Source organism: Luteibacter sp. ME-Dv--P-043b (genome assembly GCF_030209605.1).
In the GTDB taxonomy this organism is placed as follows: Bacteria; Pseudomonadota; Gammaproteobacteria; order Xanthomonadales; family Rhodanobacteraceae; genus Luteibacter.
Genome location: NZ_JARVRT010000002.1, coordinates 46678 through 62240 on the forward strand (window position 1 = coordinate 46678; position 15563 = coordinate 62240).

Annotated in this window: 12 protein-coding genes; 3 read left to right on the forward strand and 9 right to left on the reverse strand. The window is 68.0% G+C overall.

From position 1 onward, the window contains the following. Positions 1-162 precede the first annotated feature (162 nt). Together bla and QRN34_RS01210 are read left to right on the forward strand one after the other, a co-directional pair. Complete coding sequence (gene bla / locus QRN34_RS01205; protein ID WP_285401273.1) at positions 163-1125, forward strand: subclass B3 metallo-beta-lactamase; 963 nt, start codon at positions 163-165, stop codon at positions 1123-1125. A 208-nt stretch (positions 1126-1333) separates the two neighbouring features. Further along, entirely contained in the window at positions 1334-2362 is a 1029-nt protein-coding gene (locus QRN34_RS01210; RefSeq protein WP_285401275.1) for a metallophosphoesterase, read from the forward strand. Positions 2363-2431: 69 nt separating this feature from the next. Here QRN34_RS01210 and QRN34_RS01215 read toward each other — a convergent pair whose 3' ends face one another. The 9 genes from QRN34_RS01215 to hisN all read right to left on the reverse strand — a co-directional run bounded on the left by QRN34_RS01215 (position 2432) and on the right by hisN (position 14348). Then, complete coding sequence (locus QRN34_RS01215; protein WP_285401277.1) at positions 2432-5128, reverse strand: FimV/HubP family polar landmark protein; 2697 nt, start codon at positions 5126-5128, stop codon at positions 2432-2434. Positions 5129-5319: 191 nt separating this feature from the next. Beyond that, on the reverse strand, positions 5320-5604 hold the full coding sequence (locus tag QRN34_RS01220; protein WP_285401279.1) for a hypothetical protein: 285 nt from the start codon (positions 5602-5604) through the stop codon (positions 5320-5322). After that, entirely contained in the window at positions 5604-6632 is a 1029-nt protein-coding gene (locus QRN34_RS01225; RefSeq protein WP_285401281.1) for an aspartate-semialdehyde dehydrogenase, read from the reverse strand. Before QRN34_RS01225 ends, QRN34_RS01220 begins: the two co-directional genes overlap by 1 nt. Continuing rightward, a complete protein-coding gene (locus QRN34_RS01230; protein WP_285401283.1) occupies positions 6629-7663 on the reverse strand; it encodes a D-glycerate dehydrogenase in 1035 nt (344 codons plus the stop codon). The genes QRN34_RS01225 and QRN34_RS01230 overlap by 4 nt, the downstream gene beginning before the upstream one ends. Beyond that, positions 7660-8769 carry a chorismate synthase gene (gene aroC, locus QRN34_RS01235; RefSeq protein WP_285401285.1) on the reverse strand — a complete coding sequence of 370 codons (1110 nt, stop codon included), beginning with the start codon at positions 8767-8769 and terminating at the stop codon, positions 7660-7662. Before aroC ends, QRN34_RS01230 begins: the two co-directional genes overlap by 4 nt. Before the next feature lie 16 nt (positions 8770-8785). Continuing rightward, positions 8786-9706, reverse strand: coding sequence for a 50S ribosomal protein L3 N(5)-glutamine methyltransferase (gene prmB / locus QRN34_RS01240; protein ID WP_285401287.1), 921 nt, complete (start codon positions 9704-9706; stop codon positions 8786-8788). A gap of 139 nt (positions 9707-9845) precedes the next feature. Next, positions 9846-11264 carry a hypothetical protein gene (locus QRN34_RS01245; RefSeq protein ID WP_285401289.1) on the reverse strand — a complete coding sequence of 473 codons (1419 nt, stop codon included), beginning with the start codon at positions 11262-11264 and terminating at the stop codon, positions 9846-9848. Between the two features lie 136 nt (positions 11265-11400). Further along, complete coding sequence (locus QRN34_RS01250) at positions 11401-13551, reverse strand: phospholipase C, phosphocholine-specific (RefSeq protein ID WP_285401291.1); 2151 nt, start codon at positions 13549-13551, stop codon at positions 11401-11403. Between the two features lie 5 nt (positions 13552-13556). Next, positions 13557-14348, reverse strand: coding sequence for a histidinol-phosphatase (hisN, locus tag QRN34_RS01255; protein WP_285401293.1), 792 nt, complete (start codon positions 14346-14348; stop codon positions 13557-13559). Positions 14349-14557: 209 nt separating this feature from the next. Between hisN and QRN34_RS01260 the strand changes: the two genes are divergently transcribed. Further along, positions 14558-15535 (forward strand): ABC transporter substrate-binding protein, encoded by a 978-nt coding sequence (locus QRN34_RS01260; protein ID WP_285401295.1) that lies wholly within the window; start codon positions 14558-14560, stop codon positions 15533-15535. Positions 15536-15563: the final 28 nt, after the last annotated feature.

Consider the following 15563-nt stretch of genomic DNA (forward strand, 5'->3'; position numbering starts at 1 on the left):
GGCCGTGGAAACCGCAAAGGGTACCATTCGTGCGCCAGGCGGTGCGTTCGGGGGCGTAGGGACACACCCACGCCGACCCGGGGCTGCCACAATCGCGCCTCCGGGAAGCCCCGTACAGCCCGCATGATCGCAGCGGACTACCGATCACGCAGGCCTGACCCCATGGCATCGTTCACCTACGCAAGCCTCTTTTGCGCCCTGCTCGTCCCGATAGCCTTCACCTGTAGCGCTGCGCCAGCCAGCGACGACGCCCGGGACGAAGCGACCGGACAACCCGCGACGACGGCATCGAACGCGCCGTACCGGATGTCCACGGACCTGCGCCGGAACATCGCCGCAAGCCCATCATGGACCGCCCCGCAGAAGCCCTTCCGCATCTACGGCAACACGTGGTTTGTCGGCCCCAGGGGGCTGGGCGTTTTCCTCATTGCGTCGCCTGCAGGACACATCCTGATCGACGGTGGCGTGCCGGGCGACGCTGCCCTGATCGAGGCGAACCTGCGCCAACTCGGCGTACGCCTGCACGACATCAAGTGGCTACTCAACACGCACGCGCACTCCGACCATGCAGGCGACCTGGCCCGATTGGCCGCCGATACGGGTGCACAGGTGATCGCCAACGCGGCAGACGCTTCCCTGCTGGAACGTGGGGGTACCGACGATCCCCAGTACGGCAACCGGTTCGCTTTCCCGCCCGTGCGCGTGGACCGAACGGTCGTGGACGGCGACGTGTTGCACCTGGGCGACCTGACGGTAACGGCCCACGCGACACCCGGCCATACCAAGGGCAACACGACCTGGACATGGACGTCCTGCGAGGGAAAGCGCTGTCTCGCCGTGGTCGACGTGGGCAGCCTTTCCGCCCCAGGCTTCCATCTGGTGGGAAATGCCCGATATCCCGAGATCGTCCGGGATTTCGAACGCAGCTTTGCCGTCGTCGCCGACTTGCCTTGCGACATCCCCATCGCCCCGCATCCGGAGATGGTCGATTTCTGGGAGCGCGTCGCAAAGCGCAAGCAGGACGGCACGGACGCCATGATCGATCCCGCCGGCTGCCGCGCCTACGCGACCGATGCACAACAAAACTTCGAGGCCGAACTAGCCAAGCAACAAAAGTCCAGGTAGGAGCGGACGATGTCCGCGAACCCTCAAGGCATCCGCCACGAATGAAGCCATGCACAACATCAACGCAGGCGTCTCCACCTGCGAAAACGAATGCATGATGCGATGCGGAGAGGATGGTACCTTCCATCGGCATGCCGTTGTAGGCGTCGCATGCGCCGACAAGCGCACCTCCACCACGTCCCCATCGCAACAACGCACAAGGCAAGCCATGGCGCTCATAGGAAAGCTGTTCGACGGACCGCTCGACCTGATCGGCGATGTACACGGCGAAATCGAGGCCCTGCATCATCTTCTTTCCCGCATGGGCTACGACGCAGAGGGCCGCCACCCCGAGGGGCGACGCCTCGTCTTCGTCGGTGACCTGTGCGACCGCGGCCCGGACAGCCCCGCCGTGCTCGACCTGGTTGGTGCGCTGGTCGCCGCGGGACGTGCGCAATGCGTACTCGGCAATCACGAGCTGAATATCCTGCGTGGCTCGCGCAAGGAGGGCAACGGCTGGTTCTTCGAGGACAACCACGACCGCGACGAAGGTAAGTTCCTCGCCTCGACCGATGCGGATGCCGATAGGCGGAGGCACTACCTCGCCTTTCTCGGCGAACTGCCCATCGCCCTCGAGAGCCCGGAACTGCGGGTCGTGCATGCCTGCTGGAACGAGACATCGGTGCAGGAGATAAAGACGGCGAGCGTCGCCACCGTGGCCGACCTGTTCACGGTGGCGGACGATGCCGCCGAAGCGCGGCTGGCGAGCAGTGGCTTGCTCGTCACGGCCGACAACGAAGCAAAGCACATCGGCGACTCCCTTCGCGACCCGGATGCCGCCATGAGCATGCTCCATGGCATGGCGCAGGTCGACGAGGTCCGCCAGATGGGCAATCCCGTTCGCGTGCTGACCTCCGGTGTGGAGCGTATCGGCGAGGCGCCTTTCTTCAGCAGCGGAAAATGGCGGATGGTCGAGCGGGCCGCCTGGTGGAACGACTATCGTGGCGCCGTGCCCGTCGTCATCGGCCATTACTGGCGCTGGCCGGTATCGGTCGACAGGCGTGCCTTCGGCAAGGGTGGCAAGGACCTGTTCGAGGGCGTTCCCTTCGACGAGGCGCTCGGCCCCGACCGCAACGTCTACTGCATCGACTATTCGGTGGGCCGACGGTTCCAGGAGCGACTGGCAGGGCATGCCTTCCTGACCCGACTGGGCGCCCTTCGCTGGCCGGAACGCGAACTCGTGTTCGACCGGACATAGATGCCCTGACACGAAACGACGAAGGCCCCGGTGCACGCACCGGGGCCTTCACGGGGGCGAACCGCCGGGTCAGACGATGTCGTCGAGGATCCGCTTGGCCGTGTCCTTCTGCATCTGCGTTCCTTCGGCGATCACCTCGTCGAGCATCAGGCGGGCGCCTTCGGCGTCGCCCATGTCGAGGTAGGCACGGGCCAGGTCGAGCTTGGTGTCGACGGGGTCGTCGCTGAAGTTGTCGCGAACGTGATCCGTGAGCGGTTCGTCGTCGGGGAACGTCGGGAACGCCGGCGGCTCGTCGAAGCGGGGCTCGTCCAGACGATGCTCGTCGGGACGCCCTTCATCGAAGCGGGGCTCGTCGAATCGCGGCTGCTCTGCGTGATGTTCGTGCCCGTCGACCAGCGTATCGGCGCGGTGCGACTCGTCGAGCGGTACGGGCACGTCGGCCAGCCCGTCGCGATCCCCGTCGAACGACCAGCTCGGCGCGGGTTCCTCGTGCGCCCGGGTCTGCTCACCCAGGATGTCGCCGAAGGTGGACGCCGGCGGCACGTGCCGCTCGTCGACCGCATCGATGTCGTGATGTGCCGCGTCGTGCAACGGCGCCTCGTGGTACGGCGACTCGGGCGCGTCCACGTCGAAGACGTCGGGTGCGTTGGCGCGATGCTCGGCCTCGGCGCGCTGCACCGGGGTCAGGTCGAAGTTGAAGTGGTACTCGCTGTGCTTCTGCGGCTCGGCGCGCGGCGGCAACTCGTCGTCTTCGGCACTGGTCACGTAGTGGCCCAGGTCGAATTCCTCGAGCGCGGCGACCTCGTCGGCGGTGTGGGGCGAGCCGGCGGTGTAGGTGTCGTACGGCTCGTCGATCTCGTCCACCGGGACGCCGCCGAACAGCGGATGGGTGGGCGCGAGATCCTCACCCATGGTCACCACCTCGCGCCACTCCGGCTGATCCGGGTCGGCGACGTGGGCGAACATGGCTTCGGCCGCGGCCTCGAAATGGTCGACGTCACGGCGGCGGTAATAGAGGCTGACCAGCTCCAGGTGCAGGCCGATATCGTCCGGGTGCTCGGCCAGGGCGTCGAGGATCTCGCGCTGGTCCAGGTCGATCGCATCGTTGTGGCCGTACTCGCCGAAGGTCGGTTCCTGCTGGCCGAACCGGTCGGCCAGCGAGGCCGGTGTCGCCTCGGCCGGCGTCGGCTTGCGGCGGCCGAACACGGCCGCCACCAGGAGCAGGAGGATGACGATGGCGCCGCCACCCCAGGCCCAGGGCTGCATGTACCAGGGATCGTCGTCGACCCGCACGGGCGTCACGCCCGTGGGTTTCGTGACGGGCGTGGCGGCCGGTGCGGTGTTCGCGGCATCTTTCAGCGGCGCGGTGGCCACCGTGGCGGCGGGCGCCGCCGATGCGGGCCGGGCCGGGCCGGACGATGCGGGCGTCGCCGGCGAGGTCGCTACCGCCGGTGCCGGCGCGGCGGCCGACGTAGCGGCGGGCGTCGCGACCGGCGGCTGCGCGGACGCGGGCGTCGGCTGCACGGCGGCAGCGGCTGCCGGCGCGGCCTGACCGCCCGCCTTGCGCGCGTCGGCCAGCTTGCGCTGGAGCTCGGCGATCTCGGCGTCCTTCAGGCTGAGCAGCCGCTCGTTCTTGCTGTTGATCGCCTCCAGGTCGCTGACGCGCGAGGTGAGTTCGGCGCCCTGCTGCTTGAGCGAGGCGACGTTTTCCTGCTGGGTGGTCAGCGCCTGCTTGAGGCCGGCCACTTGCGCGTCGCCCTTGCCGTCACGGGTGCCGGCACGAGTGGAGGCGGCTTCACCGCCCTCCTTCGAGGGGACGATGGCGAGCCGGTCGTTGGCAGCCGGCGTGGGCTTGCCGGTGTCCTGCGCCGCGCCGGTCGCGGCACCGTCGGCCACGACGGATGGCTTGCGGGCCGAGCCCGAACGCCATGCCTCGTTCTGGCGACGCACCTCGGCCAGGGCGGACGCCGCGGACTGGGCCTGGACATCTTCCGGGGACGGCACGCGCAAGACCGCGCCGGTCTTCAGCGCGTTGATGTTGTCCCGATAGAACGCATCCGGGTTGGCCTTGTGCAGGGCCAGCAGCATCTGGTTCATGTCGCCGCCACCGGCGTGGTCCCGCGCGATGGCGGACAGGCTCTGCCCCCGCTGCACGGGGCCATAGGAACCGCTGGCCGCCGGCGCCGCACGCGGGGACGGGCGCGTCGGCGCCCTGTCCGGAGCGGCAGACGGTGCCGCGGCGGCGGACGGTGCCGCGGCTTCGCTGCGCGATGGACGAGGCTGCGCGGCTTCGGCCGTGCGCGAGGGCACGTCGGACGTACGCGACGGACGCGCGGTGGGCGTCGGCGCACCGACGGACGGCGCGGAGATCGGGGTGCCCGGCGGGTCCAGCAGCATGGTGACCTCACGGACCACCTTGTTGCCGCCCGTGGATACCTCGACGAGGAAATCGAGATAGGTGTCGCGCACGGGCGCGCCACTGGTCACGCGGATGACGGGTTGGCCACCGGCATTGCGGGCCACGGTGAAGCTGAGGGCGACCGGCAGGCCCTCGCGGCTTAGGCCGGCGCGGGAGAAGGCCTCTTCGGAGGCCAGGGCGACATGAACGTTGTCGAGGCTACCCGACACGCCGCTCAGCGGGATTTCCGCGACCAGCGGCTGTTCCATGGTGGAGCGCATCTGGACCGGGCCCAGGTTCTGCGCCCATGCCTGACCGCCCCCCGTGAGCAGCGCCAGCATGATCGACAGCTTCAACGTACGGTTCATTACGGCTTCCCCCGAACTAAAATCATGCTGACGGCGCGCCTCTTTCGGGCGGTCGGCCGCGAAGGCGCCACTGTAGTGCACCCCAGCAACAACTAACAATAGCGTACACGGGCAGTTACGCGACAACCCTGCTGTCGTTCGCGAACCCCGTACAGCTCCCTTTGTCGCTCAAACCGCGCCGACCGAGGCCGTCACGGGTGTTGTCCGGCGAGTTGCTTCTGCAACTCGGCGATCTTGCGATCGCGCTCGGACAGGGCCTTCGCCGCCGCATCGGAATGCGACTCCAGCGTATCCACCCGGGCCTTGAGTTGCCTGACCCGGAGGTTCTCGGCATCCGCCTGCCGCTGCGCCGCCTCCAGCCGCGCGCGGGCAGCAGCAGGGCTTTCGGTCGGCGCCGCCGGCGTCACCTGCGCTGCCGCCATCGCCCAGGGCGAAAGCGACACGAGCAGGCAGGCGGCGACGACGCGTGGATGCATTACAGGTAATCCTCGATCAGGATCTCCGCGATCTGCACGGCATTCAGCGCAGCGCCCTTGCGGATGTTGTCGGCCACGACCCAGAGGTCCAGGCCGCGCTCGTGGGAGATGTCCTCGCGGATGCGCCCGACGAACACCGGGTCCTTGCCGGCCGCGTCGCCGACCGGGGTCGGATAGCCGCCGGCCCTGCGCTCGTCCTGCACGACGACGCCCGGGGCCGCCTCGAGCAGTTCGCGGGCGCGCTCGGCCGTGATCTTGTCGCGGGTTTCGATATGCACGGCCTCGGAATGGCCGTAGAACACCGGAACGCGCACGGCGGTCGGATTCACCTGGATCGAAGGATCCTCGAGGATCTTCCGGGTCTCCCAAACCATCTTCATTTCTTCCTTGGTGTAGCCGTTGGGCTGGAAGTCGTCGATGTGGGGAATGACGTTGAAGGCGATCTGCCTGGGGAACTTGCCCGCTTCCACTTCCTGGAAATTGAGCATCTGGGCGGTCTGCTTGCCCAGTTCCTCCAGGCCACTGCGGCCTGCGCCGGACACCGACTGGTAGGTCGCCACATTGATACGCTCGATGCCTACCTCCCGATGGATCGGCGCCAGCGCCACCAGCATGCCCATCGTCGAGCAGTTGGGGTTGGCGATGATGCCGCGCGCCGTGTAGTCGGCGATGGCGTGCGGGTTCACTTCGGAGACCACCAGGGGGATGTCGTCCTGGTAACGGAACTCGGAGGTGTTGTCGATCACCACGGCACCGGCCGCCGCCGCGCGCGGGGCATGCTCGCGGCTGACCGAGCCGCCAGCCGAGAAGAACGCGATGTCCACCCCGTCGAAATCGAAAGTGGCCAGGTCCTGCACCACGTGCGGTTTTCCCGCGAAATCGATCGTACCGCCCGCCGAGCGCTCGCTCGCCAGGGGCACCAGTTCGCTGATCGGGAAATCCCGTTCGGCGAGGATCGAAAGGAGGGTTTCGCCGACCGCGCCGGTCGCGCCCACCATGGCCACCTTGTAACTCGTCTTCTTGCTCATCGGTCGCTTTCGTCAGGGCGTGGGGAACCGGGAAGGCCGGCGTCGGCCAGCACCCCGGGATTGAGGATCGAGGGAGGCCGGCCGGCGTGGGGACCGTGTCCGAACGCCGCCAGCACATTGTCCACAGCCAGCGCCGCCATATCGCGACGTGTGTCGCGGCTTGCACTGGCGATGTGCGGGCTGAGGACGATATTTTGCAGCCGCATCAGGTCGGGATGGACCCGGGGCTCGCCTTCGAAGACGTCCAGAGCGGCCGCGCCGATACGGCCGTCGGCCAGCGCCCGGGCCAGGGCCGCGTCGTCGACGATGCCGCCACGCGCGATGTTGACCAGCGTGGCCGTGGGCTTCATCGCGTTCAGCTCCGCCTCGCCGATGGCGTGCCGGTTGGCCGGCGTGAACGGCAGCACCAGGATCAGGTGGTCGGCCTGGGCCAGCAGCGTCGCCTTTTCGACGTAGGAAGCAGCGCATTCGCGCTCGATCGAGGCATCCAGGCGCGAGCGGTTGTGGTAGATCACCCGGGCGCGGAAACCGGCGGCGCGTCGCGCGATGGCCTGGCCGATCCGACCCATGCCGAGGATGCCGATGGTGGATCCATGAATGTCCGCCCCCAGCCAGCCCTCGAAGCGTGGGCCCTTCCACTGGCCATCGCGCAGCCAGCGCTCGGCCTCGCCGACGCGCCGCGCGGCGGCAAGCATCATGGCCCAGGCGTAGTCGGCCACCGTCTCGTTGAGCACGTCGGGGGTGTTGGAGGCCCCCACGCCGGCGGCGGTCAAGGCATCCACGTCGAGGTTGTTGTAGCCCACGCCCAGGTTGGCGACAAAACGGAGCCGGGGGGCGCCTTGCAGCACGCCGGCGTCGATCCGCTCGGCCAGGCCGATGATCGCGGCGTCGGCACCGGCGAGGCGCTCGGCCAGTTCAGCCGGCGAGAACGCGCGTTCCTCGGTCTCCGCGCGCACCTCGAAGTGCTCGCGGAGCCGGTCGACGATGTCGGGAAAGAACGGGCGGGCGACCCAGACCGTGGGCCGCGTCATGCACCGCTCCCCACGCTGCCGGGGATGCGCGGCGGCACCTCGCCCACGTCGCCGCACTGCGCGCGGTGGCGCAAGGCCTGGTCCATCAGCACCAGGGCCATCATGGCCTCCGCGATCGGCACCGCGCGGATGCCCACACAGGGATCGTGCCGGCCCTTGGTCACCACCTCGGCCGGCTGCCCTGCCCGGTCGACGCTGCGGCCCGGCACGAGGATGCTGGACGTGGGCTTGAACGCCATGGACACCACGACCGGCTGTCCGGAGGCGATGCCGCCGAGGATGCCGCCCGCATGGTTGGAGAGAAAACCGTCGGTGGACAGCTCGTCGCGGTGCTGCGTGCCGCGCTGGGCGACCGCGTCGAAACCGTCGCCGATCTCCACGCCCTTCACCGCGTTGATCGACATCATGGCCGCGGCCAGTTCGCCGTCCAGCTTGCCGTAGATGGGCTCGCCCCATCCGGCCGGCACGCCGTCGGCGACCACCGTGACCTTCGCCCCGACCGAATCGCCCGACTTGCGCAGCGCATCCATGTAGGCCTCAAGCTCGGGCAGTTGTGACGCGTCGGGCCAGAAGAACGGATTGCCTTCGATCGCCTCCGCGTCGAAACCGCGTGGGACCAGTGGACCGATCTGCGCGACATGGCCGCGGACACTCACCCCATGGCGCAGGGCAAGCCACTTCTTGGCGATGACACCGGCGGCCACGCGCATGGTGGTTTCGCGGGCGGAGGAACGTCCGCCGCCGCGCGGATCGCGCACGCCGTATTTCTGCCAGTAGGTGTAGTCGGCATGCCCCGGGCGGAACGTTTCCAGGATGTTGCCGTAATCCTTCGAGCGGGCATCCACGTTACGGATCAACAGCGCGATGGGCGTGCCCGTGGTGACGCCCTCGTAGACGCCGGAGAGGATCTCGATCTCGTCCGCCTCACGCCGTTGCGAGGTGTGCCGCGAGCGCCCGGTGGCACGCCGTTCCAGGTCGGCGCGGAATTCCGACGCTTCCAGGGCCAGGCCGGGAGGGCAGCCGTCGACCACGCACCCGATCGCCGGGCCGTGGCTTTCGCCGAAGGTGGTGACGCTGAGGAGCTTGCCGAACGTATTGGAGGACACGGTGTTTCCGATGGGGTCAGTGTCTGGCGGCGCGCGCCGCGGCGAGGTCGGCGGCGTGCTCGATCAGGTCGCGACGTTCCAGCGCGAAGATACCCATCTGGCCGACCTTGAACTCGAGCCAGACGAAAGGTACCCGCGGCAGTAGCGCGACCAGCGCATGCTCGCTGTCGCCCACCTCGACGATCAGCAGGCCATCCTCGCTCAGGTGGTCGGCGGCCTCGTCGAGCATGCGCAGGGTGAGATCCAGTCCATCATCCCCGGAGGTCAATCCCAGGACCGGTTCATGGCTGTATTCGGGCGGCATGGCCGCGTATTCGTCATGGGTGACGTAGGGCGGGTTGGAGACAATCAGGTCGTAGACCTCGCCCTGGACGCCGGCGAACAGATCGGACTTGATCGCGCGCACGCGGTCTTCCACGTGCTGGAAGGCGATGTTCTCGTTGGCCAGCGACAGGGCGTCGTCGCTGACGTCGACCAGGTCGACCTGCCAGTCGGGGTTGTATTCGGCCATGGCGATGCCGATGCAGCCCGAGCCCGTGCACAGGTCCAGCGCCCGCGTGACATGGCGATCGTCCAGCCAGGGCGTGAAGCGGCCTTCGATCAGTTCGGCGATGGGTGAGCGCGGCACCAGGGCGCGGCGGTCGCTCTTGAACTTCATGCCGGCGAACCAGGTTTCGCCCACCAGGTAGGCCACCGGCACGCGCTCGGTCACGCGGCGCTCGATCAGCTCCAGCACCCTCGCCTTCTCGTCCGCCACGAGGAAACCGGCGCCATAGGCCGGCGGAATGTCCGGCGGCAGGTGCAGCGCGGCCAGCACCAGGTGCGTGGCCTCGTCGATCGGATTGTCGTGGCTGTGGCCGAAAGTAAGCCCGGCGGCCGAGAAGCGGCTGGCGCCGTAGCGGATGAAATCGATGATCGAGGCGAGTTCGTGGGTCACGGGCGGTGCTTCGGCGAGGCTGGCCCCGAAGTATAGCCGTCCGGCTGCGGTCCGTCGTGGCGCGTGTGCCCTCGCCGCCCGGCGGATCGCCGCCGGTCCGGCAGGGCACGGGGACCACCCGCGGGCGTTCGGGCGTTTTCTACTCCAGATGCACGTTATCCACGCGAAGGAGAGGATCGCGACCGCTCGTGTTGATGGCCTGCGCTATGACATAGCTGACGGTGGCGCCTTCCGGCGCACGGCACGCCATGTCTCCGTCGACGCCGCTGAAGTGCAGCATGAGATGGGTGTCATTGGAGAACTGGCAGAAAACGTAGGTAGCCGATGGATCGAATCCAGGGTTGAGCGAGTACCCGAACGACAGCCGGGTCACATCCGCCCGGGGCGTCATGACCAGCAGTTCGTTCCTGTCGCCGGGGCTGCCCTGCGTCTCGGCACGCACGTAGATGCCCGAGACCTGGGGCAGCGGTGTCGCCAGGCGCTCGACGGACAGCACCGCCGCGGTCAGCTTCAAGTCGGAGCCGATGGCGACCGACGGGTACCGTCCGGGCGTCAGTGTCTCGAAATCGATCTGGGTGACCGGTCCGGGTTCGCCCCCCGTGCCCGTCTGATCGCCCGCGAAATAATCGAAGCTGGCCTTCCCCGCGCTGGACGCGGGCAAGGTCAGGCGGATGACCGGAATGTCGATCCCGTACGCATCGCGGTATCGGGTCTGGTCGTCCTGTGCATTGGCCAGCGCGCCCGCCTTTGCCGTGACGTAGAAGAAGGCACGAATCGGCAGCGTGGCGCCCCGTCCCCGGGGCCATGTGGCGGCGCGTATTTCATCCTGGATCGCCCACGATGCCGCCGGCATGCGGCGCCGCCCGTCGATTCCCTGCATGAAGCGGTCCGCCGTGTCGCTGGCTGCGCCATGGCGCACGTTCCACCCGCACTGCCCGTGGTGCTTGTCGATGGCGATCGCATCGAAATGCGCGACCCATTGCACGCCGGTGGTGATGCCCAGCGTGTCGCACGGCCCGCTCGTGCCGGGCGCGCGCGGATGTGGACCGCAGCCCTCCTGCGAGGGCCGGGTGTTCGTGTCGGCATCCATGGGGAAGAAGCAAAGTACCTGGTAACGGTCCTTTCCCGTCGGGGCTCGCTCGCTCGGATCGAAGATGTAGCCGTTCCCGTAGCCATAGGCCAGCCGCGAGAAATTGGTGTCCTGACGTATCCACGAAAACGACACGCCGCCACTGGCGACCGACTTCGGGCTGGGATCCCATGGGTAGAACGCAGGATTGTTTTCGGTCACGCGAAGCATCACGCCGCTGCACAGGAACGCCGGCATGGAGGCGCGGCCGCAATCGGCAGGCGTATCCGCGTACCAGCCCCGGATGGCGGCAAGCGCCTGTTCGCCCACCGAGCGTTGCGCAGCGTCGAGGACGTGCGATCCCGGTACCGTCGCCCGCGGCTGTGGCGACGCAGGCTCCGTTCGAGCCATCGCCGACAGTCGAGGCGATGGCTGCGATGCGCATGCCCCCAGGACCAGGGCGACAAAAAGAACGACGATCCGTTTCATGGTGACTCCTTCCGTGGAGATCGAGCCAGGCTGGCCTAAAACGTTGCGTTCTCAGCATGCTGCCTGCTGCGCATACCTGCAATACGGGGTATGCGCTCGGCCTGCATTTTCGCTACGCGTCGACGGCAGGTCCCGGCTAAACGTCGACGGCGAAAGGAGTTATGACACGCGGGCCCGGATCGCTGGTCGCGGGATGACCATCCTCATGGTGCCCGGCGAAACGGCGCAGGTAACGGGGCGACGTCGGCAGCGTGACTGCGAAGTCGTACCACCCGGCACGCGCGGCCAGGTCGAGGGGCACCGAGGTCGCCTGCCGCGCGGCAAGGTCGATCACCCGTGCGGCAGCGCTGTCGTAGGTATCGACGACATGGACGCGGATGCCGTGCTCGCCCCGGTTGGCCAGCCGCACGACGATTCGGCGCTCGCCGGGACAACCGGCGACCGTGGCTTCGAGGCGATCGTCGCCGAAGCCGCGCAGATGGGCGAGGTAGCCGTTGGGTCCGTGAACACGCCGATCGTACGCATCGCCGGGCGTGGCCAACGTCCAGCGGTCGACGACGCGACGACCCGCGCTCACGGCATAGCGACGCGGCGGGTCGTCGCGGCGAACGCCGTCGTAAACAAGCAAGGCCACGCCCAGCGTGCCCGTGTTGGTGAAAGCCAGGACGCTGCCACCCTCCTGAAGCACATGATCGACCGACCACGCATAGCCGAGCGGTCGCGCCGGCCGCGTGCCGGGCTCCGGCACGGGCATGACCGGACTGCGCGGCACGTCGATGGCTGCCTTGCCTTGCGAACCCGCAGGCACCGGCAGTGCCGGCATACCGATGTCGGCCTTGCCGGTGAAGTCGAAGGCGCTGGTCAGGTCGCCGCACACCGAACGACGCCACGCGCTGATGTTGGGTTCCTCGATGCCGAAGCGCTTTTCGAGGAAACGCAGCACCGAGGTATGGTCGAAGGTCTCCGAACAGACCCAACCACCACGCGTCCACGGGGACACCACGATCATGGGCACCCGGTTGCCCAAGCCGACCGGCTGCCTGCCGAGGGGATCGCTGCCGGCGACGATGGGCGAAGGAAGGCGTGGATGCGCATCGAGGTCCACGATCTCGTCGGCCAGCCCGGCGATCAGGTCGTCCGACACCCTGCCCTGCGCGTTTTCCTCGCTGCGCAACGGCGGCGCCGGCGGCACCACATGATCGAAGAAACCGTCGTTCTCGTCGTAGTTGAGGAACAGCACCGTGCGCGACCACACCTTCGGGTTGACGGTGAGTGCATCGAGCACGCGGCGGATGTAGAACGCGCCGTCGGCCGGGGATGAGGTGGGATGTTCGCTGTATTGATAAGGCGCGACGATCCAGCTGACCTGCGGCAGCCGGCCGTGGATCACGTCGTCGCGCAGTTCGCGCAAGGTGTGGGTGGAGGCACCGTTGCGCACCAGCGCACCGTGCGGGTCCGCGCCCTCCTTCACCTGGTAGGCGGCGAAGAACTCCAGCGAGTTGTCGGTGTAGTTGTCGGTGGGCGAACCCGGCTCGCCCGTGCCGCCCTGGTAGACGCGCCAGCGGATACCGGCCTTCTCAAGCCGCTCGGGATAGGTCGTCCACGTGTAGCCGTTGGCATCTGCACGCTCTTCGGTGCCCGGACCGTTCGACTTGCGCCCCAGCCGTCCCGACGGATCGCACGATCCGCTCCACAGGTAGATGCGATTGATCGCGGTGTCGCCGAGCGCGGAGGCATGGTACGCATCGCATACGGTGAATGCGTCAGCGAGGGCGTAATGGAACGACGCGTCCTCACGACGCAGGTAGGCCATGGTCAGCACATCCTGCTTCTGCTCGATCCAGCGATCGTTGCGGCCCAGGTTCCACGCGCCGTGCCCGGTGCTCCACCCATGATCCGTGCCCTCGTGATGGTCGCCGCTGGCACGGGTATCCAGGTGGAAGGGATAGACCCAGGCCACGTCGTCGGCCAATCCACGCGACTTCCATACCTTGGTGTGCGACGTGGCCACCGGTTGCTTCCAGACCGGATCGCCGTTGCCCAGCTCCAGCACGCGCGTGTCGCCGAACCCACGCACCCCACGCAGGCTGCCGAAATAGTGATCGAACGAGCGGTTTTCCTGCATGAGGATGACCACGTGCTCGACGTCGGCGATGCTGCCCGTGCGGCGGTCGGGCGCAGTGGCCATGGCGCGTGCGATCGACGCCGGGAAACCCTGCGCCACCAGCGAGGCGACGACGGTGGTGCCGGCGGCCTGGAGGAAACGGCGACGATCGCGCGAGACCATGCAGGTCAGTCCTGTTGCAGTGAAGCGATGATCGCCCGATGCAGGGCGGGCGTGGCCGCGGCGACGACGCGCCCGCCGCTGTCGAGGCCCAGGTCGCGGCCTTCCCAGTCGGTCATGACACCACCGGCCGCCTGCACCACCGGCGCGATGGCCAGGTAGTCGTACGGCATGAGGTTCGCTTCGATCACGGCATCGATATGCCCGGAGGCCAGCATGCCGTAGCCGTAGCAGTCGCCACCGAAGCGACGGCTGTACGCCGCGCGGCTGGTGCGATCGAAGCGTGTCCACTCCGCCGCGTCGAACATGTCCGGCGTGGTGGTGTAGAGCGTGGCGTCGGCCAGGGCCTCGCAGCCCGTGGTGCGGCATGGCCGCCCGTTCATCGTGGTACCGACCCCCACGTGACCGATCCAGCGTTCGTCCAGGGCGGGCATGTCGAGCAGGCCCATGACGGGTCGGCCCTGGTGCAGCAGTGCCAGCAGGGTGCCCCACAGCGGCCAGCCGGAGATGAAACTGCGGGTGCCGTCGATCGGGTCGATCGACCAGACGAATTCCGCGTCCGTGCGCGTGGCGCCGTATTCCTCGCCGAGCAACCCATGGGTGGGCCAGGCGTGCTCGATGCGCTCGCGCAGCATCGATTCCACGCCGCGGTCCACGGCCGTCACGGGGCTCATGTCGCCCTTGAGGGTGACGTCGACGGGCCGGCGAAACCGCGGCAACGACAGCGCGCGGGCGTTATCGGCGATGCCGGTGGCGAATGCCTCGAACTCCTTCCGCCCGGCGGCGGACAACGATTCCATCGACAGAACTCCTGGGATTGGCCGTGCGCCTCTTAGCGGCAACACGTTTCGGTGGGATGACAAAAACGAAAATTCTCTGCTGGAAGTAAAACCACAGCTTTGCAAATATACCCAAAATGCCACATTGGTGGGGTATGGTACCCCCTCAGGTGGAAGACAACCCGCGTCACAGCATAGGGCCATCCATGCGTCCATTCCGCAGCATTGCCATGACAGTCGCCCTGGGCGTGGCCTGCGGCGTGGTGCAAGCGGGCCAGGTCACCGTCTATTCCGCGCTGGAAAGCGACGAGATAGCCACCTACCTGGATGCGGCGAAGCATGCCTTGCCGGACCTGGACATCCATGTGCTGCGTCTTTCCAGCGGCGATCTTGCCGCACGCCTGCTGGCGGAATCCGCACAACCACGTAACGACGCGATCTGGGGCATGGCGGTGACCGACCTGCTCGATCCGCGCATCGCCCCGCTGCTGACGCCGGTCCATGGCGAGCACATCGACGCCATGCCCGCACGTTTTCGCGGGGCGGACGGCACATGGTTCGCCCCCACCGGCTATCTGGCGGCGTTGTGCGTCAACCGGGAAGCACTGGCCGAGCGCGGCCTGCCCATGCCGCGCACCTGGCGAGACCTGGCATCGCCCCGTTACCGCGGCCAGGTCGCCATGCCCGATCCGGCGTCCTCCGGCACGGGCTACATGGTGTTGTCCTCGCTCACCGACGCGGGGCGCGATGCACGCGGCATGGCGCTGGTGACGGCCATCGCACGCAACGTCGGGCAGGTCACGCTGTCCGGCTCGGCGCCCTGCAAGCTGGCGCGCATCGGTGAATTCCCCATCGGTATCTCGTTCGCCTTTTCCGCGATGCAGTCCATCCGCCAGGGCTACCCGATCACGATGGTGATCCCAGCCGACGGCGCAGGATACGAACTGGAGGGCTCGGCACTGATGAAAGGCGCCGCGCACGCGGCGGATGCGCGCCGGTTCCTCGACTGGACGGCATCCCCCCAGGCCGCCGCGCTCTACCGCGGTTTCAAGGAAATCGTGGCCGCCCCCGGCAGCGTGCCCAGCGCCGAACAGCAACGGCAGGGGCTGCCGGCCGACGTCGTCGCCACCCTGCCCGCACGTGATTTCGCCAGCGCGGCGCGCGAACGCGCCGCGCTCATCGACCGCTACAAACGATCGACGCGCTGACGCCGCGGCCATCGGAGACCAGGGCACC